Source organism: Caulobacter sp. UC70_42, from assembly GCF_044056025.1.
GTDB lineage: Bacteria > Pseudomonadota > Alphaproteobacteria > Caulobacterales > Caulobacteraceae > Caulobacter.
The window spans coordinates 2,075,316-2,100,414 of sequence record NZ_CP171994.1; the positions used below are offsets into that span (position 1 = coordinate 2,075,316).

Consider the following 25,099-nt stretch of genomic DNA (forward strand, 5'->3'; position numbering starts at 1 on the left):
CATGATCATCAAATTCGCGCCGGCCGAGCTCTTCGCCGCCATGCCGCCCGCCAATCCCGCGCCGGTCCCGATCGGCGATCCCGTTTCTCAGATCGCCGTGCGCGGCTTCGCCTCGCAGGCCGCCGCCTCCACCCGGACGGGCGTTTGGGAGTGCAGCCCAGGCCGCTGGCGCCGGCAGGTGCTGGCCGCCGAGTTCTGCGTCTTCCTGGAAGGCGAGTGCGTGTTCGAGCCAGACGAGGGGGAGCCAATCCGCATCGTGGCTGGCGAGGCGGTCTATTTTCCGGCCGACACCGGCGGCGTCTGGACGATCGAGACCAAGGCCCGCAAGGCCTATGTCATTTTCGATGAAGCGCGATGAACATGCGGCCACAGCCTCTCACGGCCGTCGCGGAAACGCAGGCCTATCGCGACACCAGCTTCTGGCTGGAGACCTGCAACGATGATCTGAGGCCTCGCGCCCCGCTCAAGGGGCAGGTGAGCGTCGATGTCGCGATCCTGGGCGGCGGCTTCTCCGGCTTGTGGACCGCCTATTATCTGATGCGCGACAATCCCGGTTTGCAGGTCGCGATCCTCGAGAAGGACATCTGCGGCTACGGCGCCTCGGGGCGCAACGGCGGCTGGTGCTCGTCACGCTATCCGCTGGATGCAAGCACCCTGGCCAGGCGCTACGGCGTCGAGATCGGCCGCAAGACCCTTCTGGCGATGTATGACGCCGTCGAGGAGGTCGGGCGCGTCTGCGCGCGCGAAGGTATCGACGCGGAGTACCGCCAGACCGGCATTCTCAGCCTGGCGCGCGGCAAGGCTCAACTTCCGGCGGTCCAAGCCTCCCATCGCGCCTACGAACGCCTGGGCCTGGCGGATCAGAACCTGCTGCTCGGCGCCGAAGCCGCCCGCGAGAAGGTGCGGGCCACCGAGATCGAGGGCGCGCTGTTCTCGCCCAAGAGCGCCACTGTCCATCCGGCCAAGCTGGTGCGCGGTCTCGCCCAAGCCGTCGAGCGCCTGGGCGGGGTGATCTACGAGCAGTCGCCGGTGACCCGCTTCGAGCCGGGCGAGACGCCCCGCCTGCACACCGACAGCGGCGTGCTGGTGGCTCGCAAGGCGATCGTCGCGGCGGGCGAAGCCTATCTGACCCAGCAACCGCGCTTCCGCCGCAAGCTTCTGCCGATGTCGTCGCTGATCGTCCTCACCGAGCCCTTGAGCGCCGCGCAGTGGGCCAGCATCGGCTGGGCGGACGGCGAGGGCCTGGGCTCGCAGGTCAATATGGTCGACTACTTCACCAAGACCACCGACGGCCGCATTCTCTATGGCAGCCGCGGCGCGCCCTACCACTTGAACTCCAACATGGATCAGCCCTGGGACGCGGCCACGGCCAAGACCATGCGCGAGACCCTGGTCGAGTGGTTTCCCGCCCTTGATGGCGTCGCCTTCTCCCACAGTTGGGCGGGTTATCTGGGGGTGTCGCGCGACTGGACGCCCACGATCAGCTTCGATCCGCGCACCAAGATCGGCCAGCTGTTCGGCTACACTGGCCGGGGCGTGTCGACGACGAACATCTCCGCGCGCATCCTGGCCGGGATGATCACCGGCAAGCCGACGGGCCTGGAGTTCCTGCCCAGCGTCGGCAACCGCTCGCCCGACTGGGAGCCCGAGCCGGCGCGCTGGCTGGGCGTGCGCTACGTCCAGGACGGCTTCGCCCGCATGGACGCGGCGATGAAGGCCAAGCGGCCCGCGCCGCTGGACGCCCCCCTGGTGCGCCGGCTCAGCAAGCAGTAGGGCAGGCCCGAGACGCGGCGGCGGGGATTCCATGGACGCTCAGGGCAAGACGGTTGTGCTGTTCGCCTGCTTCGGCGTCCGGCCCGAGCCATGGCTGGCGGCTTTCGATCAGACCGCGCCGGACTTCGACTGGCGTGTCTGGCCCGACAGTGGCGCGAAGGAAGAGGTCGATTACGTCGTCGTCTGGGCCCAGCCTGACGGCTTCCTGCGGCAGTTTCCCAATCTGCGCGCGGTGTTGTGCATCGGCGCGGGGGTGGATCGGATCCTGCAGGACAGCGACCTGCCGGACGTGCCGATCGCACGCATGCGCGATGCGGGCCTCACCCAGGGCATGGTCGAGTTCGTGCTCGCCCGGGTGTTGCACTATCACCGCCTGATGCCGGCCTATGAAGCCCAGCAGCGCGAGGGTGTCTGGCGCCAGCTGGCCGCGCCGCTGGCGGGGGAGCGAACGGTCGGGATCCTGGGGTTGGGCCAGTTGGGCGGAGCCTGCGCAACCCGTCTTGCCGCCAACGGCTTTTCCGTGCGCGGCTGGAGCCGGACACCAAAGGATCTGCCCGGCGTCGCCGCGTTCGACGGACCCATCGAGGTCTTTCTCGAGCCCTGTGAGGTGGTGGTCTGTCTGCTGCCCCTGACGCCGGCGACCCGTGGCGTGCTGAACGCCCGGACGCTGTCGCATCTGTCGGGCGCCAGCCTGATCAATGTCGGCCGGGGCGCGCATCTGGTCGAGGCCGACCTCATCCCCGCGCTCGACGCCGGCCATCTGTCCAACGCCACCCTGGACGTCTTCGCGACCGAGCCCTTGCCGGCCGGTCATCCGTTCTGGTCGGACCCGCGCATCACCGTGACGCCGCACGCCTCGGCCCTGACGCCGCCAGGGACGGCCGGACCGACGATCGTGGCCAATATTCGCCGGCATCTTGCTGGCGAGGCGCTGCTCGACCTCGTGGACCGGGACGCGGGCTACTAAACCAGGCGCGCGCCGCTGAGACGGAAGAGCAGCCCGATCTGGCCGTTATCCTGCACATCGAACCGCCCGCGCAGGCGGATCTCCTGGCTCTTCTGCTGCAGGACCGGCTCATCGGCGAAGACCTCGATGATCTCGTTGGGCTGGCCCTCGGGGCAGCACTCGATCGAGTAGCGTGAGACGATGAACCGCTGCGCCTGGCGCTCCATGGTCAGCGGCGTGATGAAACCGGAGATCTCGATCTCGCGGCCGCTCATCGTCTGAACGGCCGCCGGGTACTGGGCCCTATAGGCGTAGTCCGGCGGCGACTGGCTGAGCGTGGTGGCGCCCAGTACGGCCCAGAGCGGGTCGCGCGAGATATCCCGCTCGTCGCCGCCGGGATGAGCGACGGCTTGCGACAATGGCGCCAAGGCCGCCGTGGTCGTGAGGCCGGCGAGCAGCTTGCGTCGATCGATCATGCCGAGGCCTCCTGGCGCTAGAGGGGATTGAGCACCCGGTCGAGGAACACGCGGGTGCGCTCGACCTTCGGCGCGGTCAGGACTTCCCGCGCCGGACCACTCTCGACGATGCGGCCGCCGTCCATGAACAGAACACGGTCGGCGACTTCGCGAGCAAAGCCGATCTCGTGCGTGACGATGACCATGGTCATGCCCTCGTCGGCCAGGGTCCGCATCACCTTCAGCACCTCGCCGACCCGTTCGGGTCCAGCGCCGAGGTCGGTTCGTCGAACAGGATCGCTTGCGGCTTCATGGCCAGGGCGCGCGCGATGCCGACCCGCTGTTGCTGACCGCCGGAGAGCTTGGCGGGGTAGGCGTCGCACTTGTCGCCCAGGCCGACCCGCTCGAGCAGGGTTCGCGCCTCGGTCATGGCCTCGGCGACCGGCCGCCCGGCGACATGGATCGGGCCTTCGGCGACGTTTTCCAGGGCGGTGCGGTGGGGGAAGAGGTTGAACCTCTGGAACACCATGGCGACCTTGGCGCGAATGGCCGGCAGGGACTTTTCGCCGAGCACGGACCCGTCGACCACGATCTCGCCGCCGTCGTGCCGCTCCAGGCCGTTGATGCAGCGCAGGATGGTCGACTTGCCCGAGCCGGACGGCCCGATCAGGCAGACCACCTCGCCGCGCTGAACCTCGAAGCTGATGTCCTTGAGCACCTGGGTGTCGCCGAAGGACTTGCTGACGTTCTTGAGACTGATCATTTGCGGGCGAACCTGCGTTCGAGGCGGCCGACCAGATAGGTCAAGGGCAGGCTCATGGCCAGATAGAGCAGGGCGATCAGGGTGTAGACCGACATGTTCTGGAAAGTGCTGACGGCCAGGAGCTGACCGGCGCGCGTGAGTTCGGCCACGGTGATCGTTCGAGGCGATCGAGGAGTCCTTGAGCAGCATTACAGACGTGTTGCCAAACGGCGGAAGCGTGACGCGGATGGCCAGCGGCATGATCACGCGCAGCATGATCTTGCGCTCGCTCATGCCCAGGGACTGGGCGGTCTCGATCAGCATCGGATCCACCGACGAGAAGCCGGCCCGGAAGTTCTCGGCCTGATAGACGGAGTAGGCCACGCCCAGGCCGATCGCGCCGGCCACGAAGGCGTCCAGCTGGACGCCCAGCTCGGGCAGCACGAAGTAGACATAGAACAGCTGGACGATGATGGGGACGCCGCGGACGGTGTTGATCACCACCCGGCTGATCGCGCGCAGCATGCGATTCCTGGAAATGCCCATCAGGGCCCAGACCAGGCCCAGGATCACGCTGATCACGAGCGCGGCCAGGGTGACGGCGATCGTGACCCCAAGCCCCGACATCAGGATGGGCAGGAACTTCACCGCGTCGGTGAGGAACTGGTCCATCAGAGGGACCACTTGGTCAGGATCGCGGCGATTTCCGTCGCCTTGATCTGGCCGATGGCGGCGTTCAGCTTGGCCAGCAGGGCCGGATCATCGCGGCGCACCAGCAGGCAGACGTCCTCGCGCGAAGGGGGCGTGAAGTCCGGGGCCAGGCGCAGCGTGGCGTTGGGCGTCGTGCGCAGCCGATGCGCCAGGATCGGCGCATCGCCGTAACCGGCCGCGATGCGGCCGTTGCCCAGGTCCTGCAGGATATCGCCCAGATTGTCGTAGGTCTTGACGTCGGTGACGCCGGCCTGGGCCAGTTGGTCGACGAAGCGGGTGCCAACCTGAGCGCCGACGGAGAGGCCCTTGAGGTCCGCCAGCGCGCGGATCGGACGGGTCTGGCCCGGGGCCGTGACCACGCCGCCGCCATAGGCATAGACGGGATCGGTGAAGGCCACGACCTTTTCCCGTTCGGGCGTGCGCAGGATGCCGGCCGCGATCATGTCGATCTTGCGGGCGGTCAGCGACGGCACCAGCGCCGCGAAGGTGGTGGTCTGGATGCGGATGGCGAGCCCGGCCTTGGCCGCGACCGCGTGGGCGATGTCGATCATCGCCCCGGTCAACTGGTTGGTCTTGAGGTCCAGGAAGCTGAACGGAGCGCCGGTCGCGGTCGAGCCGACGACCAGCGCGCCGGGCGCGCCGGATTTTCGGCCGCAGGCCCCGAGCGCCAAGGCGGCGCCGCTCATCGCCATCAGGGTCCGGCGGGTAGGATGGGTTTGGGTATTCACTCGGGCCTCTTGGTGTCGGCGCATTTGGGCCGGGGGCGCTGGACCGGGCCGGGGAGGAGTCTCCGGTCCAGCGCCCCTGCGTCTGCCTAGTAGCGGGCGATGGCCTGAAGGCCGATCGTCCGGGGGCGAAGCGTGGCGCCGGTCCAGAGCGGACCGTTCACATAGGTCGACGACTCGGCGATGTAGTCGACATTGTTCAGAATGTTCTCCCCGTAAATGGAGAGATTGACCCGGCCCAAGTCAACGCCGGCGCGCAGGTCCAGGGTCGTGGGCTCGGACGGCAGCGGCCGGCGCGGATCGTAGGTCGTCGCGGTCGGGACCTGGTAGAGGAACGGCCCGTCATTGACGCTGCGATAGTTGTACTGGGCGCGTACGAAGCTCTCCCGGCCCGCGACCGTGAAGCGATATTCGGCGCTGAGATTGACCGTCCACGGCGTCTGTCCCAGCGTCTGGCCGGCGATGACCACGGGGGCCGTGCCGATCTGGATGGTCTTGTCGTAAGTGGCGTCGTTGTAGCCCAGGCCCAGGCCGAGCAGCAGAATTCTCGACCGGCCGGACGTTGAGATTGACGTCGACGCCCTTGCTGGTGGCGCTGGCGGTGTTGGCCACCAGGCTGAAGGCGCAGGTCAGGCGCAGTTGCTGCTGGATGTTCTTCCATTCGATATAATAGGCGCTGGCCTCGAACTGCACCTTGCCGCCGAAGAGCCGGTTCTTAGAGCCGATCTCGTAGCTGTCGGTGGTGTCCGGTTGATAGGTGGCGGCCTTGCCCAGGCCCAGAGCCGAAGATTCCGCCGCGCAGACGTCCGGCAGCGCCTTGTTGACGCCGCCCGTCCGATAACCGCGAGCATAGGAGGCATAGTAGAGCGCCGCCGGCGTGGCTTGCCACGACAGGGCGACCTTGGGCGTGAACGGCTTGGTGGTCATCGAGCCCGACGCGCGCGACACGCCGCCGGCATAGGAAACGCCGCGTTCCAACACATCGAAGTCGAGGATGTCCTTGGAATACCGGCCCCCCAGGGTCAGGGTCAGGTTGTCGAGGATCTTGTAGTCGAGGTTGGCGAAGATGGCGGTGGTCTTCTCGACCGTCCATTCGTTGCCGTAGTAGCGGGCGACGCCATTGACCAGGGGCGAGACGCCCGCGGCCTGCGGCGTGCGCCCATAGCGGACCAGGTAGAGCGCGTTGTAATGCGGCTCGTTGATCGGCAGGTCCGAGCGCAGCGAGCTTCGCGAGAAGTAGGCGCCTACGCTCCATTTCAGGCGCGCGTCGGGATTGGTGTTGTTGACCCGAAACTCTTGGGTGAACAGGTTCTGATAAATGTTGGGGTTCTGCCAGGTGATCGACTGGGGGAAGCCCGGCGTGACAGGATAGAGATAGGCGTTGCCGAACGAGGTGCGGTCGTTGCCGTGGGTGGCGTCGTTCGTCTCCTTCACGTGGCGCTTGAAGAACGAGCTGACGCTGGTGAAGTTCAGGTCGTCGGTCGCGGCCACCATCTTCAGCGCCGGCACCGTGAAGTGGTCGCTGCTGGGCTGTGGGATCGAGGCGTAGCTGAGGAACTTGCCGTTGTCGGGGTCAGAGACGCCGAGCGGGCAGGGGTTCAGGGTCGGGTTGATCACCGAACCGGTCGTTGCTGGGCACCGCGTGGTCAGCGCCGTGCGGTCGTCGAACTTGCTGTTCTGGTGGTAGACGCTGGGCGTGATCGTCAGCCAGTCGGTAGGCTGGATGGTCACAACGGCCCGGAAGACGGTCGCGGCGCTGCTGTTAACATCCTCGTCGCGGCTGGCGGCGTTCTGCCAGCTCTGACGGTCGATCCAGCCGGCGTCCTCGCGATGGTAGAAGCTGATCCGCGCCCCGACCTTGTCCTGAACGATCGGGCCGCCGACGGCCACGCCCAGTTCATAACCCTCGCCGCCGTTCTTGGTCTTGCTGACGGCGGCGCGGCCATAGCCGCTGTAGCTGTTCAGGCTGGGCGTGGGCGTGATGAAGCGGATGGCGCCGCCCTGCGAGCTGGCGCCGAACAACGTGCCCTGGGGACCCCGCAGCACTTCCACGCGCTCGAGGTCGAAGATGTAGGGCAGGGTGCTGCCGTTGTAGTTCAGCGAGGCGTTGCGGGCCTGGACCGGCGTGTCGTCGATATAGATCGCCGAGGTCGCCGCGCCGGCCGTAGAGTCGATGCCGCGAATGGTCACGCGGGTCGCGCCGCTGCGGGTGATGTCGACGCCCGGGGTCTGGTTGATCACGTCGCGGATGTCGCGAACGCCGCGCTTGTCCAAGGCCTCCTGCGAATAGGCGGCGATCGAGATCGGGGTTTTGGACAGAACCGTGCTTTGCTTGGTGGCGGTGACGATGATTTCCTCGATGCTGTCGGCTCCCGAAGCCGTCTGCGCCATGGCCTGTCCGCCGCCGATGATGGCCGCGGCCGCGCCGCACAGCAGCACCTGCTTTGAAATTCTGTCGCGAAGCATCGCTATCCCCTTGTGATGCGCCAGTTCCGAACGCTGAGCCGGCGCCTGAAGGGTTCGGTCCTTCATCGGAAAGCCCGCAAAGGCTCGCCTCTCAGTCCCCATGAGAGTTCCAGCAAGATCGCTTTGCGTAAGGTGAGAAACAGGACTGCAGTGGTGTCAAACCGACACCACTGTTCGATGAGGCTCGTGCGGCGTAGGGGGCGTCTTCGTCAGAGGTCCTTGTGGCGCGCGGCTGTCTGGGCGGCCAGAAAGTCCATCACGGCTCGGACGCGGGGAATCCTAGCCTGGTCGGCGTGGGCGCAGAGCCAGTAGCTGCGCTTCAGGTCGAGGGCCTCTGGTAGCACCCTGACCAGCCGAGGATCTTGCGATGCCGCAAATTTGTGCAGGACGCCGAAGCCGAGCCCCGAGGCGATCGCCGCCTGCTGGGCGGTGATCGAGTTGGACCGGAACATGGTCGGCGCGCCGTCGGCGACCTGGTCCAGATAGCGAAGCTCGGGCACGTCGATCAGCTCGTCGATATACCAGACGAGCGGTCGGCCGGGCAGGTCGGCGAGGCTTTCGAGCGCGCCGTGCGCCTCAAGATAGCTGCGCGAGGCATAGAGACCCAGAGTGTAGTCCGCCAGCCGTCGGGCGACCAGGCGGCCCTGGGTCGGCCGGCTCAGCATGATGGCGATGTCGGCCTCGCGCCGGGATAGGTTCACCGAACGCGATTCCGGAACCAGTTCCAGCTGCAAGCCGGGATACTGGTCATGAAACGCCTTGGCGGCGGGCGCGACTAGCCAGGCGCCGAAAGCCTCGGGCGTAGCCAGGCGCACCGTGCCCGACAGAGGCTGCCCCTCGACCCCCAGTCGCTCGGCCGCCGCGATGGTTTCGGCCTCAATGCGCTCGGCGTACTCCACTAGGGCCTGTCCCTGGCCGGTCAGGGTCACGCCGCGGGGCGAGCGGTCGACCAGCCGCGCGCCGACCGCCGCCTCCAAGGCCGACAAGCGTCGGGCGACGGTCGTCTGGTCCACGCCGAGGCGTCGAGCCGCCGCTAGCAATCCCCCGCCCCGCGCCGCCGCCAGAAAGAAGCGAAGATCGTTCCAGTTTAGTGTTTGCATTTTTGCAGGTCAGGCCGCGAATTGAGGCACTATTGCTGCATGGATGCGCGCGGTTAGTCGAGAGGGGTAACTTCAGGAGCCGCCATGCGCACCATTCCCCACTTCGTCGGCGGTCGCGCCGTAGAGGGCACGTCCGGCCATTTTGGCGAGGTCTTCGATCCCAACACCGGCAAGGTCCAGGCGCGGGTCGCTCTGGCCACGGCCTCCGAGCTGGATGCGGCCATCGCCAACGCCAAGGCCGCGCAGCCGGCCTGGGCGGCGACCAATCCGCAACGCCGCGCCCGGGTGATGTTCGACTTCGCGCGGCTGCTCAACGCCCGCATGGACGAACTGGCCGAGCTCCTGTCGTCCGAACACGGCAAGGTCATCGCCGACAGCAAGGGCGACATCCAGCGCGGCCTGGAGGTGATCGAGTTCGCCTGCGGGATCCCACACCTGTTGAAGGGCGAATACACCCAAGGCGCCGGCCCCGGCATCGATGTCTATTCGATGCGCCAAGCCCTCGGCGTGGTGGCGGGGATCACCCCGTTCAACTTTCCGGCCATGATCCCGATGTGGATGATGGGCCCCGCCATCGCCTGCGGCAACGCGTTCATACTCAAGCCCTCCGAGCGGGACCCGTCCGTGCCGGTTCGCTTGGCCGAACTGATGATGGAGGCCGGCCTGCCGCCGGGGATCCTGAACGTCGTCCACGGCGACAAGGACTGCGTGGAAGGCATTCTCGACCATCCGGACATCAAGGCCGTCAGCTTCGTGGGGAGCTCTGACATCGCCCAGTCGGTGTTCCAGCGCGCCGGCGCGGCCGGCAAGCGCGTTCAGGCCATGGGCGGCGCCAAGAACCACGGGCTCGTCCTGCCCGACGCCGACCTCGACCAGGCGACCGCCGACATTATCGGCGCGGCCTACGGTTCGGCGGGCGAGCGCTGCATGGCCCTGCCAGTCGTGGTCCCGGTCGGCGAGAAGACCGCCGTCGCCCTGCGCGAGAAGCTGGTCGCCGCGATCAGCGGCCTCCGCGTCGGCGTCAGCACCGACAAGGACGCCCACTACGGCCCCGTCGTCAGCGCCGCCCACAAGGCGCGGATCGAGCGCTACATCCAGATGGGCGTCGACGAGGGCGCGGAGCTGGTCGTCGACGGCCGCGGCTTTAGCCTGCAAGGACACGAGGACGGCTTCTTCGTGGGGCCGACCCTGTTCGACCACGTCAAGCCGACCAGCCTTTCGTATCACGACGAGATCTTCGGTCCGGTGCTGCAGATGGTTCGCGCCGAGAGCCTGGCCGAAGGCGTCGGTCTGGCCTCCCGCCACCAGTACGGCAACGGCGTGGCGATCTTCACCCGCAACGGCGACGCCGCCCGCGAGTTCGCCGACCAGGTCGAGGTGGGCATGGTCGGGATCAATGTCCCGATACCGGTGCCGGTCGCCTATCACAGCTTCGGCGGCTGGAAGCGTTCGGGCTTCGGCGATCTGAACCAGTACGGCATGGACGGCGTGCGTTTTTATACGCGGACCAAGACCGTCACCCAGCGCTGGCCCAAGGGCGGGGCGGTGCTGGACCAGAGCTTCGTCATCCCGACTATGCGGTGATGATTTCCGGCCATGGGTGGTGTCAGGAAGACACCGTCCATGGCCGGAATGGCAACTCCGCCTTGGCGGTGGCGCGGGACATGATCGGCGTCATAGATTTGAAAAGATCAGGGGAGCTTCGCGTGCGCCGTCCAGCCCAATCCGTTCTCGCGGGCCTCGCCCTGCTGGCGACCTCCGTTCTTTGCACGCCAGCGTTCGCCGCCCCGAAGGCCGACCTGATGTTCATCAACGGCAAGGTCATCACGGTCGACGACAAGGACACGGTGGCCACGGGAGTCGCGGTGGTCGGCAACAAGATCGCCGCGGTTGGCGACGTGAAGGCCTGGCGCGGTCCCCAGACCAAGGTCATCGACCTGAAGGGCCGGGCGCTGCTGCCGGGTTTCATCGACTCCCACTCTCATGTGGCCGGCATGGCCAATGTCGAGGCGCACTACATCAACATCCAGGTCCCACCGCTGAAGGATGGAGCCGCGGTCATCGCGCGCCTCAAGGAGGTCGCCGCCAAGCTGCCGCCCGGCGCCTGGCTGACCGGGCAGGGCACCTACAACCAGGTGATGCCGACCCGCGCGGAGCTCGATGCGGCCTTCCCAGACAACCCCGTCGACCTGCAGTGGAGTGTCCACGACCACCTGATCAACCACAAGGCCGCGACGGTGATGGGCATGGGCAAGGCCTTCCCCGATCCGGCAGCTGGCGCGACGGGGCGCTACGAGCGCACCGCCGAGGGCGAGGTGGCGATCATTCGCGACGCGCCCGCGCCCTGGCCCAAGAACAAATCGCCGGCCTTCAACCCCGCTGAGCTGAAGGAGGCGTTGCGTTACATCCTCGGCGACTTCTACCTCAAGCGCGGCGTGACGACGGTGTCGGACATGTCGGACATGGACTCTTACAGGGCCTATGCCGAACTTGAGGCCGAGGGCCGCCTGCCGACTCGGGTGCGCATGAACTACATGCTGCGCGGTCTCAAAAGTGTTCCCGGCGTCAATACCGCGACGGATCCGTCCGTCTCGCCTCTGGCGTCGCTACGGGCCGCTGGAATTACGCCCGGCAAAGGCGATGACTGGTTGCGCGCGGGCGCCATCAAGTACATCGCCGACGGTGTCTGGGGCACGACGGCGGCGGTCTACAAGCCGGTCTGGAACGGGGCGGGCACCACCTGGACGCCGAACAACTACGGCGGCACTGGCATGACCCAGGAGGAGATGACCGCGGCGGTGATCGAGGCGGCCAAGGATGGCTGGCAGGTGCAGATCCACGCCAACGGCGACAGGGCCCAGGACATGGTTCTGACGGCCTACGAGGCCGCGCAGAAGGCCTACCCGCGTCCCGACCCGCGCTATCGCATCGAACATTTCGGCCATTTCCTGGTCCAGGACCCGGAACGGACCGAGGCGCGGCTGAAGCGGATGAAGGACGACCACGTCATTCCCTCGCCGCAGCCGGCGTTTCTGTGGCGGCTGACGGACGTCAACGTCAAGGAGCCGGACGTGAAGTTCTTCCCGATGAAGACCTTGATCGATCGCGGCTTCCACCCGGCGGGCGGCGTCGACACCGTGGGGACGCAGAACTTCGCGACCTATCCGATGTTCTCGATCGCCCGCGCGGTCAACCGCGACACCAAGTACGGCACGGTCACCCAACCCGAAGAGGCGATCTCGGTGATGGATGGCATCCGCATGTTCACCGCCTGGGCCGCCTACGCCAACTTCATGGAAAAGACCCAGGGCAGCATCGAGGTTGGCAAGCTGGCCGATTTCGTGGTCCTGGCCCAGGATCCGCTGACCGCGCCAAAGGCCAAGCTGGCCGACATCCCTGTCGACATGACGGTCCTGGACGGCAAGGTGGCCTATCAACGCTAGGTTCGGTCCATCGGAGACGCGGCAGCGATGACGGACGAAGGGCGCAAGGGCGTGTTTCCACGACTTACGATCTGGGCGTCCGGTTCTTTGAGGGAAGCGAACGCCAGGTATTTGGCGCGTACATGTCGCCTAGTCTCAGGGCGCCAGGATGAGGGTCGTCTTGGCGTAGCTGCGAACGTCGGGTTCCTGGACTAGGTCCGACTTCTGCTCATGGCGCGGTCCAGCCGCTGGCTCGGACGCGTTGACTGACCAGGGAAGGGACTTCTCGCCCACTCGGATGGCGGGCGAGAAGTAACGAACTCCAGTCTGGAGATCTGGACCCCAAGAGGCCACTGAGCTCACGACCGCGCAGCGCAGCGCAGGCTCCGGCGTCGAAATCGACCCGGCGACGTTCCCGGCCTAGACCTGGGTCATGCCGCCATCGACACAGAGTTCGGCGCCGTTGATGAAGCTGGCGTCGCCGCTGAGCAAGAAGGCGGTCGCCGAGGCGACCTCGTCCGGACGCGCCATGCGACCCAGCGGGATCTGGCCGACGAGCGCCGCACGCATCTCCTCGCTCGTCGCCGCCATCATCGCCGTGTCGGTGGGGCCGGGGCTCACCACGTTCACCCGGATGCGGCGCGGCCCGAGCTCCGCCGCCCAGGTGCGGGCGAAAGAGCGGATCGCCGCCTTGGTGGCCGCGTAGACGCCGTAGTTGGGCACCCCGATCGCGTCGGCGATCGACCCCGACCAGCACTACGGCCGCGCCGTCCGGCATGGTCGCCAGGCTGGCTTGCAGCGCCAGCATCGCGCCCCGGACATTCACGGTGAAATGACGATCGAAATGCTCGACGCTCGCGTCGGCCAGCGAGGCTGGTTCGGCCAAGCCGGCATTGAGCACAAGGGCGTCGATGCGGCCGTCCTGAGCCCTCACGGTCTCTACCACCTTGGCGAGGTCGCCAGCCTCGCTGGCGTCCGCGACCAAGCCGACAGCATTGTGTCCCACCTGCTCGGCCGCCTTCTCGACCTCTGCCGCGTTTCGGCCGGTGAGGTAAACCCGCGCGCCATCGGCGGCCAGCCGCTCGGCGACCGCCAGGCCGATGCCCTTGGCGCCGCCGACAACCAGGGCGATATCGTTATCCAGTCGAGCCATCATGTTGCTCCTCATGCAATGACGGCGGTTTAGATATACGGAATATATCTGCTATCAAGAACGCACCATGAGTAGCCTAGATATCCCCGACGATACCGATCTGGACCAACTGTCCGAGCGCGCACGCCAGGACATGGCGCAGGTGCGGCCGGTCCTGGAGAAGATCGCCGACAAGTGGACGATCATGATCCTGACCGTCCTCTGCCCTCGGCCGTCACGCTTCAACGAGATCAAGCGACGGCTGGACGGCATCACCCATAAGGCGCTGGCCGACGCGCTCAAGCGGCTCGAGCGCCATGGCCTGGTGACCCGTACGGTGCTGCCGACCGCTCCGATTGGGGTGGAGTACGCGATCACACCCTTGGGCCATTCGCTTCGAGAGCCTTTCGAGGCCCTGTGCGCCTGGGCCTTGGCCCATGCCGACGAGATGCGCCGCACCGAGCGTTGATCGCCTAGCCACCAATAATCGCGCTGCGACGGAGGAACTTGGAGAAGGCGTCATGGCAAGCTGGAAGTCGCCGCCGCCATCCGGTCGTCGAAGGTGGCGCTCAACATGGAAATGAAGGCCCGGACGGCCGGGTTGCTGCGCCGGCTTTCCGGCCAAAGGGCTGTGACGTTGTGGCGTTCCACCGCGAAAGCTGAAAGGACCGGCGTCAGCTGTCCACGATCCACATACGGCGCGGCCACGAAGGAGGCGCCGACGCCGATCCCGCCGCCCGCCACCAGCGTCGCCATCAAGGCCTCGCTGGCGTCGATCACGATGTCGGATCTGGGTAGGATCTCGATTTCACGATCGGCGATCTTGAACGGCCAGCGAAACATCTGACCGCTGCTCTGATAGCGTAGATTGACCGTATCATGGGCTTCGAGGTCGTTGGGATGCAACGGCGTTCCGCGCACGGCCAGATAGTCCGGAGCGGCGAAGCAGCAAAGCCGATAGGGCGCGAGCTTGCGCGACAAAAGGCGGCTGTCCGGAACTTCACCGATGCGGATGGCGACATCGATCCCGTCGTCGATCAGGTCCGTCGTCCTGTCCTCGAGACGAAGATCGATCGCGAGATCAGGAAAGCGCCGCCGGAACGCGGGCAACGCAGGCGCGATCACATGCAGGCCGATCGGAAGGGACGCGGCCACCCGAAGCGTGCCACGCGGCTCCGACCGCGCCGTCAGCGCTACCTGCTCGATCTCCTCGGCCTGGCGGATCAGGTTCAAGGCGCGCTCGTGCAGGTCGCGACCCTCTGGCGTGAACGCCAGTGAACGCGTGGTGCGGGTGAACAAGGAGACGCCCAGCCGCTGCTCGAGCCGCTGGATGCTTTTGCTCACGGCCGAGGGGGAGATCGACAGCGACCGCGCGGCCGCCGTGTAGCTGCCCATCGCGCCGACCCGCGCGAAGGCGATCAATCCCGTGAGGCGATCGAGGCTAATTTGTTCCATGGCGGCACTATTGAAGTGATTTTTGGCATGATTATCAACCTTATCGCCGCCCGCTAAATCAGCCGTCAAGCGCCGTGCGAGGAGATTGATCATGGGCGAGACGATGAAGGCGGTCCGACTGCACGCCTTTGGCGGACCCGAAGTGCTGACCTACGAAGACGGCCCCAAGCCTGACATTAGGCCGGGCGAGGTCTTGGTCCGTGTCCCGGGCCGTCGGCCTCAATCCGCCGGACTGGTATCTGCGCGACGGCTATCGCGCCCTGCCGCCCGAGTGGCGACCGGACGGGGACTTCCCGCTCATCCTGGGAACCGACGTCTCCGGCGTTGTCGAGGCGACGGCTGCTGACGTCACCGACTTCCAGGCCGGGGACGAGGTCTTCGGCATGGTGCGCTTCCCGGACGGCGTCATGACCGGCGGCGGCGCCTACGCCCAATATGTCAGCGCGCCGGCCTCGCATCTGGCGCGCAAGCCGGCCAAGCTGGATCACATCCAAGCCGCCGGCGCGCCGATGTCCCTGCTGACGGCGTGGCAGTTCCTGATCGAGCTTGGCCACGACGCGCCCAATCCCTTCCAGACCTTCCCGCATGCGCCGGTCGAGCTTGAAGGCCGGACGGTGCTGATCAACGGCGCCGGCGGGGGCGTCGGCCATCTGGCGACGCAACTGGCCAAGGCGCGGGGCGCGCGGGTGATCGCCGTGGCCTCGGCCAAGAACGCGGCGATGCTCGGCGCGTTCGGGGTCGACCCGTTCATCGATTACGGGAAAACCGCGGTCGAAACGGTCGTCCGCGATGTCGACCTGGTGCTCGATGCGGTGGGCGGTGCCCGGATGGAACGGCTTCTGGACGTGATCAGGCCTGGCGGCGCCCTGTTCCTGGTCAACCCGCTGGGCTTCAAGGGCCACGACGCCGCCGCGCGGCGCGGGATCAAGGTCTCGTCGACCCAGGTCCGCTCGAATGGCGCGCAGCTGGCGCAGGCCGCCACATTGCTCGACCAGGGGACCGTCCACGTGGTGATCGACAGCGTCTTTCCGTTGTCGGAAGCCTCGCGCGCGCACCAGCGCGTCGCCGAGGGCGGCATCCAGGGCAAGATCGTCCTGACCGTCGCCTGACGCCGACGCGCCTGCTCGTCGCGGCGGGATCCGTTTCCTTGTTCGAGCTTCCGGAGTCGCTCGCCATGATCATCGTCACGGGCTACGTGCAGGTCCCGCCCTCGGACCTTGAGGCCTTCGCCCGCCATCTCGCCGATCTCGCCGAAGCCACCCGCCAGCGCGACGGCGTCCTGTCCTATGACGCCGCCGTGGTCGACGCGTCTCGCGGGCGGCTGCTCGTGATGGAGCGCTGGCGAGACCAGCAGGCCCTAAGCGCCCACCTGGCGGCCGCCGACACCGTCGCCTTTCTGGCGCGATGGGGGCCGCGGCTCTCGGCGGACGTCAGAAGGTACGATGCGACGCGCGAGCGGGCCTTGGCGGACGCCTGAACCTTCCAGGCGACCCGCACCGCGTTTGTATTCGGGAGAACGCGACGCTCCTCTATCGAGCCGATGCGGGGAAGACCGGAATGGCGCCAAAGCTCCGCGAGTCATGCGCCGGGAGCGGATGGATTTGAGGGAACTTCTCGCGGATGGCTCTGACGAGAGCGATATCCTTGCGCACCACGATGTTGTTTTCGCCGATCAGCCAGCGAAGCATCCAGGGCTTCTCCGCAGGGATATCGACGCCTTCCATTTGGAACACGAGGTCCCCGATCAGGGCGTATCGAGCGCCTGACGGCAGGCTCACGAAAACGACGACGGAGTCCGGCGTATGACCGGGAGCCGGGACAATGACCACCGAGCCATCTCCGAAGACATCGTGGCTTCGTGGAAAGCCAAGATAGGGCCCGCCGTCGAAATCATACAGTCTATAGTTGATGCCCCTAAGGCTGTTGATCACCTCCGTGCCTTCCGCCTTGGACGTGATCCAGCGTTTTCCTACTGCGGTTTCCATGACCGGAACGCCGCGGAAATCATCGACGCCGCTGACGTGATCCCAATGACCATGGGTGGGTATGATCGCGGCGATGTCGCCAGGATGGACGCCGCCGGCCGCCAACCGATCCACGGCCGGAACGCCCTTGGTCTGTGGCGTCCGCTGCATCGGCGGGATCAGCTTGATGTGTTCGTCGATGTGCCGGCCGAAACCCGTGTCGATCAGCAGGTTTCCCTTCGGATGCCGGACAAGGATGGCCGTCGCCGCCAGGTGACGGGTCTCGGACCACGCGCCGCCGCGATAGGTCAGGGCGGCCGGACTGTCGTAAGTCCCGGTTGGCAGCGCGCTGATCGACATGCTGGCTGGAGGCGATGCGGGCGGCAGGTCGCCTATATTCACCGCCGGAAGCTCAAGCCTCGCGGGCCTGAACGTCAGGGCTAGGACGGCGATCGCGACCATGATCACCGTCGCCAGGACAGCGAAGGCCCACAGGACGATCCTGGCGACCCTCGTCTTGGCGACGCCTCCCAGCCTGTCTGAGATTCTGACCATCACTCGCTTCACCTTTCCGTTCGGCGCATTGGATGTCGCCGCGCTGCCCATGCAGTGATAGTGGATGTTATCGTATCATCAGAAGATACGATAATCGTCATTATCGTTTGGAGTCAACGAGCGGTGAAGGATTGGGCGGAGGGTCACCCCAAGGCGAAGCTGATGGCGCGCAAACGCGCCGCGATCGTGGACGCGGCTCGCGAAGCCTTCCTTCGTGACGGCTATGGCGGGGCGAGCATGGAGCGGATCGCCAAGGACGCCGGCGTCTCGATCATGACCCTCTACCGGCACGCCGAGGGGAAGGATGATTTGTTCTCGGCTGTCATTGCGCAGGCCTGTCATCCAGCCGATCAAGCCGAGCAGGCGCGCATCCACGAGTCCCTTCAAAAATCGCTGCAGGACGTCTTGGTCTTCATCGGCGTGATGTTTCAGGAGCGGATCGCCAGCCCGGCGACAATAGCCTTGTTCCGAACGGTGATGGTTGAGACCCTCCGCTTTCCACACCTGGCGGAGATCGCCTATCGCGGCCTGATCGGAGCGCACCAAGACGCTCTCGACGCCTTTCTCGGCGAGAGAGATGAAACCGTCTCTCTCGACGCGGGACAGCGCCGGAAGCTCAGCGCGGCCTTCCTCGATCGCCTCGTGGGACTCGATAGCTTCCGCGTGCTTCTGGGGCTCGAGGGCGCAACGGACGCTGAACGCCTGGACCGCGCCATGTCAGCCTCCGCCGAATTGATCTCCGCATTGCCCGCCCCGACGGGCGGCAAGCACTAATCCAGCCAGATCCCTGACCGCTCGCAGCCTCCAGAATGGGCGTCGTGGGTAGGCGCCGGCGCTGCGGTCGCTTACCACGCACGCCGGATCAATGCTCCGCGCACGGCGTTAATTGACGACATCCGACAGGACCTTGCCGTCACGGCGGGTCCTGTCTGTCGCCTTGTGAGAAGGAGCCGATCATGAAATTCGCTATCTTGGGTTTTTCCCTCGCCGCTGTCGCCACTGGTGCGCTCGCTCAAACCACCATCGCCCAGCTTGAAAGCCAGCCGGCCAAGGGCGCCTTCACGGTTGGCCAGATCGAAGACGCCGATGTCATCGACGCCGCTAACCGCAAAGCCGGCGAGGTCGAGCACGTGCTTCTCGATGCGGCCGGCAAACCCACAGCCATCGTGATCGAGATCGACCGCATGGGCCCGGATAAGAAGGTTGTCGTGGCCCTGGCCGATGTAACCGTGGCGCCCGAGCCGGGCGATCCGGACGACCACATCGTTCGCGCCAAGCTGACGAAGGCTCAGCTGGCTGCGCTGCCTGACTGGAAGGGTTAGGACGGGCGACCTTTAGGGCGCGTCCCATGAACCGGCCCCACCTTATCGGGTGGGGCTTTTCATTTGCGCGCCAGCCGAGTTGGAAGGGGCTTGGGCGCCGTTTGCGCGCGCTGAGTGTCTGGTTTCCGGAGATGCGCCAAAGTCAGTCCATGGCGCTTGCTTGCCTCCATCATACGCCAATCACCCCTTGGCGACTGCGTCGCATTTTTGACGGCCCTAACCTGTTTCCGGGACACTTCTAGCCTGCACCGACAACCGGCTGGCGGCTGGACGCCGCGGGGACGTCCCACACTTGGAGGACTATCTCAGCGGGGCCGAGGCGGCCAGTTCGGCGAGGCCCTCGGCGAGGGAGACGACGGGCGCATAGCCCAGTTCGCGGCGAGCCTTGCCGATGTCGAGCGTCACCTCGACGGCTGAGGCGGAGAAGCCCTGCAGGGTGAGGGGAACGGGCTTGGCGCCGCGCGTGGCCGCGCCGATCAGGTCGCCCAAGGCCGCGACCACCCGCACCACCGTGCGGGGCGCGGTCTTGTCCGGCGGGGCCTGGCCCTGGGTCTCCAGCAGCGCCGACACGAACGCACGGAAAGTCACCGGCTCACCGTCGGACAGGAAGTAGATTTCGCCGCCGCGTCCGGCCCGCAGCGCCAAGTCGACGCCGTGGCAGAGGTTGTCGATGTGGGTTGTCGACGTCAGATAGCCGCCGCCGTCGATCCAGGCCAGCTGTCCCGACCGCGCGGCCTCCACCAAGGCCGGCAGGGCCGTGGTGTCGTCGCGCCCCCAGACGAAGCGCGGGCGCACCACCAGGACGTCGAACCCCACGTCGTTCATGGACAGGGCGATCGTCTCGGCGGCGATCTTGCTGCGCGAATAGGAGCCCGCCGGGCGCGCCGGATAGGGCCGGGTCTCGTCGACGTTCCTCAGCGGACGGCCGTCGCCCAGCACCGATTCCGTGCTCAGGTGCACGACGCGGCGGACGCCCGCCGCCCGCGCGGCGCAAAGGACGTTCCGCGTCCCCTCGGCGTTCGTCCGCATCTGCGCGGGGCCGCCATGGCCGTGATCGGTGTCGGCCGCCGCGTGGATCAGGGCGTCGCAGCCGGCCATGGCCTCGCCGATCGCCGGGTCCAGGATGTCGCCGACGACCGCTACGGCGCCCATGGCCCGCAGGCGCTCGGCGTCCTGCGGATTGCGCGACAGGGCCACCACCTGGACGTCGTCGCGCAGGAAGCGGCGGGCCAGGTTGCGTCCCACATAGCCGGCGGCGCCGGTCAGGAAGAGGCGGCGCGGGCAGGCGTGCGAGATCGTCGCCGCGCCGGGGGCGGCGGAGGGGGTGTTTGTCATCTTGAAAATCCGGTTGGGGGGAGGGATCAGCCGCCGGCGGGCGCGCCGTCTTGCGGGTGGGCCTGCGACAGCCATTCGATCTCTCGAACGATCCTGTCGCGCTCGGCCGGCGGGAAGTGGTGGAAATCCAGATGCTCGAGGAACTTCAGGCCCTCGAGGGCCAGATAGGCCAGCTGCGCGCCGCGCGGCGAGGCCGAGGTCGCAAGCACCCGGGCGACGACGCTGGCCTGGCTGGCCTGCATCTTACGCCGCAGGTCAGCGTCCAACACCAGGGCGGCGCTGAGGTTGAGCGCGACGGCTCGGAAGTCCTCGGGCGGGGCGTGGGGCGCGCCCGGATGCGGCCGCGGATGGCGCGGCTGTCCTGGCCTTCCAATTCTGCTTCCAGCGCCGCGTGGCGGGCGGCGTCGGCCTGGAACGCGCGATCCACCACGGCCTCGATCAGGGCCTGCTTGCTCTTGAAGTCGTAGATCACCGTGGCCTTGCCGACCCCGGCCTCCTTAGCCACCGCGTCCAGCGTGAGGTTCGTGGCGCCATCGCGCGCGACGACGCGTTCGGCGGCGTCGAGGATAGCTTGCTGGTCAAAGACGCGTCGACGTCCCATGGCCGCTCCGATCCATAACCGACCGGACGGTTATGAATAATGCGAGGCCTCGCGTAAAGCCTGTGGACCAGAGCGGGAACCGCCTCGTCACGATCTAGGCGCGCTGATGGGGGCTTGGTTCAGCGGCAGCTCCTCAATTTCGACTGTCTGGAGGCGGGGGAAGTTCCGCTAGCGCCGCGTTGTAGTCGCCGGGGTCTCCAACGGAAGTTTCACACGATTGTCGTCAGGCGCTGGCATGGCCGGCTCATGTCCATCCCAGCCTCCGATCAGGGCCTGACGCGCGAGTCGGGCGGCCCGCCAGGCGCCGAGCGCTTTGAGGCCCTGACCCGACGCCTTCGCATCCCGCTGCTTCGTTACTTCACCCGCCGCACCGGCTCGCGGCCTGACAGCGAGGAATTGGTGCAGGACCTGTTCCTGCGACTGCTGCGCCGCCCTGGCCTGATGGCCCTGGAAAGCATCGACGGTTATGTATTCGAGGCTGCGGCGAACCTCCTTCGCGACAAGGTAAAGCGGGAACGGGCGCGGCCGCTGCTGAGCGCGGTCGACTTGGATCGTATCGACCTGGCTGACGACCTCCCGGACGCGGAGGACGTCATCGGCGGGCGACAGAACCTGGAACGCATCCAGGTCGCCCTCAAGTCGCTGTCGCCTCGGGCGCGCACGATCGTCATTCTTCGTCGCTTCGAGGACATGAGCCACGCCCAGATCGCCGCCAGACTGAACATCTCGGTCAGCGCCGTTGAGAAGCATCTCGTGCGGTCGATGGCTGTTCTGCGCAACGCCTTGCAGGAGCAGGGCTGATGGGGCGTCGCATCGTTCACGAAGATCAGGCCGCCCAATGGTTCGCCAAGGCCGATCGTGGGCCGCTGGCGGCGGACGACCGCAGGGCTTTCCTTGAATGGCTCGAAGCGCCCGGCAACGCCGAGGCCTACCAGGAAACCGCCGACGCCTGGTCGTCCCTGGCGGCGGCCAAGGGGGCCGATGGCCTGATAGCGATGCGCGCGGCTGCTTTGCGCGACGCGTCCGGGATCGGCCGTCGGCGCATGATCTTGGGCCTCGTCGGCGCCGCGACGGCGGCCGGCGGGGGCGGCGTCGCGGTGATGATGGCCAGCACGGCCGGCGCGACGATCCGCACCGGTGCGGGTGAGCGTCTTACCGCCCCGTTGCCGGACGGATCGAGCGTAACCCTGGCTCCGCTGTCGAGGGTGCGTGTGCAGTACGACGCTCAGCGTCGTCGTGTGCGGCTCGTTCGAGGGACAGGCCTACTTCGACATGCGCTCGGCCCCCGACCGGCCGTTCCAGGTCGTTGTCGGCGATGAGCGCGCCCAAGGCAGCGGCGGGCGCTTCCAGGTGACCAGGCAGGGCGATACGGCGCAGATTCTTATCGAGGACGGAGCGCTCGACGTCGTCGCGGCTGGACAGGCCGCGGCGCGAAGGCTGACGACCGGCCATATGCTGTCGGGTCAGGCCGGGCCAAAGTCCTTGGCGGCGGCGGATCTCGACGCGCTGACGGCTTGGCGCGATGGTCGGCTGGTGTTCAACGACACGCCGTTGCCGCAAGTCGTCGCGGCGTTCAATCGCTACTCCAGCGACCAGTTGTCCCTGGTTCCGGGCGCGCGGCTGAACGACATCCGGATCTCCGGATCGTTCCGCTACGACGGCGCGCGCGAGTTCGCCAACGCCCTGCGGGCGGGCTTTGGCGTGCGCGTCCAGCAGGTCGACCGGACGACCTGGGAGATCGCCGAATGACGGCGGCTGGCGTTCCGGCATTCGATGAAATTTTCACGACAAGGTGAGGCTTTCAGCGGGGCCGCAGTTCCTGGGGATGATCGGTCGACGGGGGCCGGATTGCCTAGGAAAGCACGATGACGAACCGAGTTTCCCACGCCGCTGGTCTTCGGCGCGGCCTGATGGCCTGCTGCGCCCTGCTGGTCCTGGGCGCGGCCGCGCCGGCCCTGGCCCAGGAGCTCGCCGCGCCGCCGGTGGCCTTCACCCTGCCCACCCAACCCCTGGACCTGGCCCTGCCGGCCTTCGCCAAGCAGGCCGACGTGCAGGTGCTCTATGCGTCGAACCTCGTGAAGGGCAAGCGGGCCAACGCCGTGATCGGCACGCGCCCGCCCGCCGAGGCGCTGCGCGACCTCCTGGCGGGTTCGGGCCTGAAGGCGACGGCCACCGGACCAAGGACCTTCCTGATCTCGGTGCAGGAAAATCCGGTCGTCGCCGAGCTGGAAGAAGTGATCGTCACGGCCCAGAAGCGCTCGGCGCGGATCGAGAACGTCCCGATCGCCGTGACCGTCGTCGAGGGCGGTGACGCCCAACGGCGCGGGATCACCAATGTCGTCGATCTGGTCGATCAGGTCGCCGGCGTGTCGGTGAACTATGCCTTCGGCGGCACCAACTACGGTCTGATCAGCATCCGCGGCATCGGCGGCGCCGACGACTACAAGCCCAACGGCAACCCCTCGGTCGCCCTGCACGTCGACGGCGTCTACCAGACCTCGAACGCCTATCTGGGCATGCCGTTGTTCGACCTCGATCGCATCGAGGTACTCGAAGGGCCCGCAAGGCACGCTTTATGGCCGCAACACCACGGCCGGCGTCATCAACGCGATCACCCGGGGTCCTGGTCAGGCTCTCGAAGGCTCGGGCCGCGTCGAGTACGGCAGCTACGACTACACGGAGATGGAAGCTTCGGTCGGCGGGCCCGTCAGCGAGACCCTCGGCGTGCGTCTGGCCGTCCTGGCTCAGAATGGCGGCGGCTTCATGGATGGCGCCGGTGCGGGCCTTCTGGCCGGCTTCCGTCCGTCGGTGCGCGGCGTGGTCCAGACCCAGGTGCCGGCGCTGGTTGATCCGGGCCGACGAAAGGGCTTCGGCGACAAGGACCTGGTCGCCGGCCGCGCGACGTTTGAGTTCAAGATGGCCCCGGAGAGCGATTTGGTCGTGAAGCTGTTCGGCAGCCGCGACCGGGGCGACACCCGTCAGTACGATCGGATTTCGCGGGCCCAGGACGCCACGATCGCCAACGCCGGCGAGAACAATGATCCTTACGAGTTCTATTCGACGGGTTATCCGACCCAGAGGATCGACATCTACGGCGGCTCGGCGAGCTTCAGCCACAAGGTTCGCGAGAACCTGAACTTCACCGCCATCGGCGGCTGGCAGGGCAGCAAGCGTTCGGTGCAGGGCAACGGCGATGGTTCGCCCTATCCAGCTTCGTATTTCGACGCCAACGAGAAGCTCAGCCAGTCGTCTCTGGAACTGCGCCTGGCCGACGACACGGGCGGCAAGCTGGACTGGATCGCCGGCGCCTTCTACGTGACCGACGACGTCAAGTTCAACACCAACTGGATCAGCTACTCGGCGCTGACCAACTACGACAACCTGCACCGCCAGGAACGCAACAGCTTCGCCCTGTTCGGCCAAGCCGACTACCACCCGCTCGAGCGCCTGCAGGTGTCGGCGGGTCTGCGCTACACGCGCGACAACGCCCACTATGTCGGCCGCAACGTCGACCACAATCCGTGGGGCATCAGCACCTTCACGACGACCTTCGCCACCACAAACCCGTTCGCATGGGACGAGAAGTTCGACGACGACAACGTCTCGGGCCGCCTGACCGTGAAGTACGACGTCACGCCCAGTCTGAACGTCTTCGTGTCGGCCGGCACGGGCTATCGCGGCGGCGGCTTCGACGGCACCTCGATCTTCACGGTGGCCGAGACCAAGCCCTTCGCCTCGGAGACCGTGCGCGCCTACGAGGCGGGCCTGCGCTGGACCACGCCGCGCCTGCGTCTGTCGCTGGACGCGTTCGACTATCGCTTCAGCGAACTGCAGGCCACGACGCGGCTGGCCAACGACACCAACGGTCGGGCCAATGTCGGCAAGGCCAGCAGCAAGGGTATCGAGGTGGCGCTCAGCGCTCAGTTGCTGCGCACCGAGCGCCAGAGCCTGAGCTTCGACGTCAACGCCGCCTGGCTGGACACCGAGGTCCTGTCATTCTCGTCCAACCGGGTGGCCGAGGTGCTGCAGACGGTCGGGGATCCGCTGCCGGGCGCGCCGGACGTGTCGGCCACCGCCAGCCTGAACCACAGCATCACCCTCAAGGAAGGCTGGTCGCTGCGCAGCCGCGTGGGCGTCACCCACCATGGCGAGGAATCCAACCGCCTGAACGCCACGCCGGGCAACACGGCCAAGGCCTACACCCTGGTCAACGCCCGCGTGGACTTGGCCACCCCGTCGAACTGGACGCTCTATGCCTATGGTCGCAACATCACCGACGAGGTCTATTTCCCCGAGCTGAACGGCGCGGCTCGACTGGTTGGGGCGCCCGCCACCTACGGGATCGGCGCGCGGTTCGACTTCTGATCGCGGGGCGATCCGGTCCTTGGGCCGGAT

25 protein-coding genes and 4 pseudogenes are annotated in these 25,099 nt (G+C 66.9%); 16 read left to right on the forward strand and 13 right to left on the reverse strand.

Annotation, left to right across the window (positions count from 1 at the left end; translation table 11 throughout):
- The first annotated feature begins 1 nt into the window (after position 1).
- The 3 genes from ACHMW8_RS10430 to ACHMW8_RS10440 are packed head-to-tail and all read left to right on the forward strand — an operon-like array spanning position 2 to position 2,740.
- Complete coding sequence (locus ACHMW8_RS10430; protein WP_395445495.1) at positions 2 to 358, forward strand: cupin domain-containing protein; 357 nt, start codon at positions 2 to 4, stop codon at positions 356 to 358.
- Positions 359 to 360: 2 nt separating this feature from the next.
- Entirely contained in the window at positions 361 to 1,773 is a 1,413-nt protein-coding gene (locus ACHMW8_RS10435; protein ID WP_395445496.1) for an NAD(P)/FAD-dependent oxidoreductase, read from the forward strand.
- Positions 1,774 to 1,804: 31 nt separating this feature from the next.
- Positions 1,805 to 2,740 carry a 2-hydroxyacid dehydrogenase gene (locus ACHMW8_RS10440; RefSeq protein WP_395445497.1) on the forward strand — a complete coding sequence of 312 codons (936 nt, stop codon included), beginning with the start codon at positions 1,805 to 1,807 and terminating at the stop codon, positions 2,738 to 2,740.
- Here ACHMW8_RS10440 and ACHMW8_RS10445 read toward each other — a convergent pair.
- The 6 genes and pseudogenes from ACHMW8_RS10445 to ACHMW8_RS10470 form a co-directional block, all read right to left on the reverse strand.
- Positions 2,737 to 3,195 (reverse strand): DUF3299 domain-containing protein, encoded by a 459-nt coding sequence (locus tag ACHMW8_RS10445; protein WP_395445498.1) that lies wholly within the window; start codon positions 3,193 to 3,195, stop codon positions 2,737 to 2,739. The genes ACHMW8_RS10440 and ACHMW8_RS10445 overlap by 4 nt on opposite strands.
- Before the next feature lie 17 nt (positions 3,196 to 3,212).
- A pseudogene (locus ACHMW8_RS10450) lies at positions 3,213 to 3,937 on the reverse strand (amino acid ABC transporter ATP-binding protein).
- Positions 3,938 to 4,156: 219 nt separating this feature from the next.
- Positions 4,157 to 4,588, reverse strand: a pseudogene (locus ACHMW8_RS10455) (ABC transporter permease subunit); the annotation flags it as partial.
- Positions 4,588 to 5,355 (reverse strand): substrate-binding periplasmic protein, encoded by a 768-nt coding sequence (locus tag ACHMW8_RS10460; RefSeq protein ID WP_395445499.1) that lies wholly within the window; start codon positions 5,353 to 5,355, stop codon positions 4,588 to 4,590. The gene ACHMW8_RS10460 and the pseudogene ACHMW8_RS10455, both read right to left, overlap by 1 nt.
- A 339-nt stretch (positions 5,356 to 5,694) precedes the next feature.
- Positions 5,695 to 7,818 carry a TonB-dependent receptor gene (locus ACHMW8_RS10465; protein WP_395445500.1) on the reverse strand — a complete coding sequence of 708 codons (2,124 nt, stop codon included), beginning with the start codon at positions 7,816 to 7,818 and terminating at the stop codon, positions 5,695 to 5,697.
- Positions 7,819 to 8,027: 209 nt separating this feature from the next.
- Complete coding sequence (locus ACHMW8_RS10470; protein ID WP_395445501.1) at positions 8,028 to 8,918, reverse strand: LysR family transcriptional regulator; 891 nt, start codon at positions 8,916 to 8,918, stop codon at positions 8,028 to 8,030.
- A gap of 84 nt (positions 8,919 to 9,002) precedes the next feature.
- Between ACHMW8_RS10470 and ACHMW8_RS10475 the strand changes: the two genes are divergently transcribed.
- Positions 9,003 to 10,502: a CoA-acylating methylmalonate-semialdehyde dehydrogenase gene (locus ACHMW8_RS10475; RefSeq protein ID WP_395445502.1), complete on the forward strand. Its 1,500-nt coding sequence runs from the start codon at positions 9,003 to 9,005 to the stop codon at positions 10,500 to 10,502.
- A 122-nt stretch (positions 10,503 to 10,624) separates the two neighbouring features.
- The gene (locus ACHMW8_RS10480; RefSeq protein ID WP_395445503.1) at positions 10,625 to 12,361 is read left to right on the forward strand and encodes an amidohydrolase; all 1,737 of its coding nucleotides are present in this window, start codon (positions 10,625 to 10,627) and stop codon (positions 12,359 to 12,361) included.
- 399 nt (positions 12,362 to 12,760) lie between these two features.
- Here the strand turns inward: ACHMW8_RS10480 and ACHMW8_RS10485 are convergent, their stop codons facing one another.
- Both ACHMW8_RS10485 and ACHMW8_RS10490 read right to left on the reverse strand, forming a co-directional pair.
- Positions 12,761 to 13,063, reverse strand: coding sequence for an SDR family oxidoreductase (locus tag ACHMW8_RS10485; RefSeq protein WP_395445504.1), 303 nt, complete (start codon positions 13,061 to 13,063; stop codon positions 12,761 to 12,763).
- A gap of 79 nt (positions 13,064 to 13,142) precedes the next feature.
- Positions 13,143 to 13,508 (reverse strand): annotated as a pseudogene (locus ACHMW8_RS10490) (SDR family NAD(P)-dependent oxidoreductase); the annotation flags it as partial.
- Positions 13,509 to 13,560: 52 nt separating this feature from the next.
- Here ACHMW8_RS10490 and ACHMW8_RS10495 point away from each other — a divergent pair.
- Positions 13,561 to 13,941 carry a helix-turn-helix domain-containing protein gene (locus ACHMW8_RS10495; protein ID WP_199743437.1) on the forward strand — a complete coding sequence of 127 codons (381 nt, stop codon included), beginning with the start codon at positions 13,561 to 13,563 and terminating at the stop codon, positions 13,939 to 13,941.
- 50 nt (positions 13,942 to 13,991) lie between these two features.
- On the opposite strand, the gene ACHMW8_RS10500 is transcribed toward ACHMW8_RS10495, so the two are convergent.
- Complete coding sequence (locus tag ACHMW8_RS10500) at positions 13,992 to 15,020, reverse strand: LysR substrate-binding domain-containing protein (protein ID WP_395445505.1); 1,029 nt, start codon at positions 15,018 to 15,020, stop codon at positions 13,992 to 13,994.
- A gap of 107 nt (positions 15,021 to 15,127) precedes the next feature.
- Here ACHMW8_RS10500 and ACHMW8_RS10505 point away from each other — a divergent pair, with 107 nt between their 5' ends.
- Positions 15,128 to 16,036, forward strand: coding sequence for an NADP-dependent oxidoreductase (locus ACHMW8_RS10505; protein WP_395445506.1), 909 nt, complete (start codon positions 15,128 to 15,130; stop codon positions 16,034 to 16,036).
- Between the two features lie 65 nt (positions 16,037 to 16,101).
- Positions 16,102 to 16,404, forward strand: a complete 303-nt coding sequence (locus ACHMW8_RS10510) for a putative quinol monooxygenase (protein ID WP_395445507.1) — start codon at positions 16,102 to 16,104, stop codon at positions 16,402 to 16,404.
- Positions 16,405 to 16,456: 52 nt separating this feature from the next.
- Here the strand turns inward: ACHMW8_RS10510 and ACHMW8_RS10515 are convergent, their stop codons facing one another.
- Positions 16,457 to 17,353, reverse strand: coding sequence for an MBL fold metallo-hydrolase (locus tag ACHMW8_RS10515; RefSeq protein ID WP_395445508.1), 897 nt, complete (start codon positions 17,351 to 17,353; stop codon positions 16,457 to 16,459).
- On the opposite strand from ACHMW8_RS10515, the gene ACHMW8_RS10520 reads away from it, so the two are divergent.
- From ACHMW8_RS10520 to ACHMW8_RS10530, 3 genes are all read left to right on the forward strand, one after another.
- Positions 17,352 to 17,504, forward strand: coding sequence for a hypothetical protein (locus tag ACHMW8_RS10520; protein WP_395445509.1), 153 nt, complete (start codon positions 17,352 to 17,354; stop codon positions 17,502 to 17,504). The genes ACHMW8_RS10515 and ACHMW8_RS10520 overlap by 2 nt on opposite strands.
- A gap of 104 nt (positions 17,505 to 17,608) precedes the next feature.
- Complete coding sequence (locus ACHMW8_RS10525; protein WP_395445510.1) at positions 17,609 to 18,220, forward strand: TetR/AcrR family transcriptional regulator; 612 nt, start codon at positions 17,609 to 17,611, stop codon at positions 18,218 to 18,220.
- Between the two features lie 182 nt (positions 18,221 to 18,402).
- Positions 18,403 to 18,768: a PRC-barrel domain-containing protein gene (locus tag ACHMW8_RS10530; RefSeq protein WP_199743435.1), complete on the forward strand. Its 366-nt coding sequence runs from the start codon at positions 18,403 to 18,405 to the stop codon at positions 18,766 to 18,768.
- A gap of 300 nt (positions 18,769 to 19,068) precedes the next feature.
- Here ACHMW8_RS10530 and ACHMW8_RS10535 read toward each other — a convergent pair whose 3' ends face one another.
- The 3 genes and pseudogenes from ACHMW8_RS10535 to ACHMW8_RS10545 form a co-directional block, all read right to left on the reverse strand.
- Positions 19,069 to 20,103, reverse strand: a complete 1,035-nt coding sequence (locus ACHMW8_RS10535; protein ID WP_395445511.1) for an NAD-dependent epimerase/dehydratase family protein — start codon at positions 20,101 to 20,103, stop codon at positions 19,069 to 19,071.
- A gap of 26 nt (positions 20,104 to 20,129) precedes the next feature.
- Positions 20,130 to 20,372 (reverse strand): hypothetical protein, encoded by a 243-nt coding sequence (locus ACHMW8_RS10540; RefSeq protein ID WP_395445512.1) that lies wholly within the window; start codon positions 20,370 to 20,372, stop codon positions 20,130 to 20,132.
- 218 nt (positions 20,373 to 20,590) lie between these two features.
- Positions 20,591 to 20,704, reverse strand: a pseudogene (locus ACHMW8_RS10545) (TetR/AcrR family transcriptional regulator); the annotation flags it as partial.
- Positions 20,705 to 20,950: 246 nt separating this feature from the next.
- Here ACHMW8_RS10545 and ACHMW8_RS10550 point away from each other — a divergent pair.
- The 5 genes from ACHMW8_RS10550 to ACHMW8_RS10570 all read left to right on the forward strand — a co-directional run bounded on the left by ACHMW8_RS10550 (position 20,951) and on the right by ACHMW8_RS10570 (position 25,069).
- Positions 20,951 to 21,505 (forward strand): RNA polymerase sigma factor, encoded by a 555-nt coding sequence (locus tag ACHMW8_RS10550; RefSeq protein WP_395445513.1) that lies wholly within the window; start codon positions 20,951 to 20,953, stop codon positions 21,503 to 21,505.
- Complete coding sequence (locus ACHMW8_RS10555) at positions 21,505 to 22,023, forward strand: FecR domain-containing protein (protein ID WP_395445514.1); 519 nt, start codon at positions 21,505 to 21,507, stop codon at positions 22,021 to 22,023. Before ACHMW8_RS10550 ends, ACHMW8_RS10555 begins: the two co-directional genes overlap by 1 nt.
- On the forward strand, positions 21,914 to 22,453 hold the full coding sequence (locus ACHMW8_RS10560) for a FecR family protein (RefSeq protein WP_395445515.1): 540 nt from the start codon (positions 21,914 to 21,916) through the stop codon (positions 22,451 to 22,453). The genes ACHMW8_RS10555 and ACHMW8_RS10560 overlap by 110 nt, the downstream gene beginning before the upstream one ends.
- Before the next feature lie 116 nt (positions 22,454 to 22,569).
- Positions 22,570 to 23,553: a TonB-dependent receptor plug domain-containing protein gene (locus ACHMW8_RS10565; RefSeq protein ID WP_395445516.1), complete on the forward strand. Its 984-nt coding sequence runs from the start codon at positions 22,570 to 22,572 to the stop codon at positions 23,551 to 23,553.
- Positions 23,435 to 25,069, forward strand: coding sequence for a TonB-dependent receptor (locus ACHMW8_RS10570; protein ID WP_395445939.1), 1,635 nt, complete (start codon positions 23,435 to 23,437; stop codon positions 25,067 to 25,069). Before ACHMW8_RS10565 ends, ACHMW8_RS10570 begins: the two co-directional genes overlap by 119 nt.
- The last annotated feature ends 30 nt before the right edge of the window (positions 25,070 to 25,099 follow it).

Bases quoted from the DNA above. Each gene is read 5' to 3' on its own strand.
- ACHMW8_RS10430 (WP_395445495.1), top strand. From the start codon at position 2: ATGATCATCAAATTCGCGCCGGCCGAGCTCTTCGCCGCCATGCCGCCC.
- ACHMW8_RS10435 (WP_395445496.1), top strand. From the start codon at position 361: ATGCGGCCACAGCCTCTCACGGCCGTCGCGGAAACGCAGGCCTATCGC.
- ACHMW8_RS10440 (WP_395445497.1), top strand. From the start codon at position 1,805: ATGGACGCTCAGGGCAAGACGGTTGTGCTGTTCGCCTGCTTCGGCGTC.
- ACHMW8_RS10445 (WP_395445498.1), bottom strand. From the start codon at position 3,195: ATGATCGATCGACGCAAGCTGCTCGCCGGCCTCACGACCACGGCGGCC.
- ACHMW8_RS10465 (WP_395445500.1), bottom strand. From the start codon at position 7,818: ATGCTTCGCGACAGAATTTCAAAGCAGGTGCTGCTGTGCGGCGCGGCC.
- ACHMW8_RS10470 (WP_395445501.1), bottom strand. From the start codon at position 8,918: ATGCAAACACTAAACTGGAACGATCTTCGCTTCTTTCTGGCGGCGGCG.
- ACHMW8_RS10475 (WP_395445502.1), top strand. From the start codon at position 9,003: ATGCGCACCATTCCCCACTTCGTCGGCGGTCGCGCCGTAGAGGGCACG.
- ACHMW8_RS10495 (WP_199743437.1), top strand. From the start codon at position 13,561: ATGAGTAGCCTAGATATCCCCGACGATACCGATCTGGACCAACTGTCC.
- ACHMW8_RS10500 (WP_395445505.1), bottom strand. From the start codon at position 15,020: ATGATCAATCTCCTCGCACGGCGCTTGACGGCTGATTTAGCGGGCGGC.
- ACHMW8_RS10510 (WP_395445507.1), top strand. From the start codon at position 16,102: ATGATCATCGTCACGGGCTACGTGCAGGTCCCGCCCTCGGACCTTGAG.
- ACHMW8_RS10520 (WP_395445509.1), top strand. From the start codon at position 17,352: ATGATCACCGTCGCCAGGACAGCGAAGGCCCACAGGACGATCCTGGCG.
- ACHMW8_RS10515 (WP_395445508.1), bottom strand. From the start codon at position 17,353: ATGGTCGCGATCGCCGTCCTAGCCCTGACGTTCAGGCCCGCGAGGCTT.
- ACHMW8_RS10525 (WP_395445510.1), top strand. From the start codon at position 17,609: ATGGCGCGCAAACGCGCCGCGATCGTGGACGCGGCTCGCGAAGCCTTC.
- ACHMW8_RS10530 (WP_199743435.1), top strand. From the start codon at position 18,403: ATGAAATTCGCTATCTTGGGTTTTTCCCTCGCCGCTGTCGCCACTGGT.
- ACHMW8_RS10535 (WP_395445511.1), bottom strand. From the start codon at position 20,103: ATGACAAACACCCCCTCCGCCGCCCCCGGCGCGGCGACGATCTCGCAC.
- ACHMW8_RS10550 (WP_395445513.1), top strand. From the start codon at position 20,951: ATGTCCATCCCAGCCTCCGATCAGGGCCTGACGCGCGAGTCGGGCGGC.
- ACHMW8_RS10555 (WP_395445514.1), top strand. From the start codon at position 21,505: ATGGGGCGTCGCATCGTTCACGAAGATCAGGCCGCCCAATGGTTCGCC.
- ACHMW8_RS10565 (WP_395445516.1), top strand. From the start codon at position 22,570: ATGACGAACCGAGTTTCCCACGCCGCTGGTCTTCGGCGCGGCCTGATG.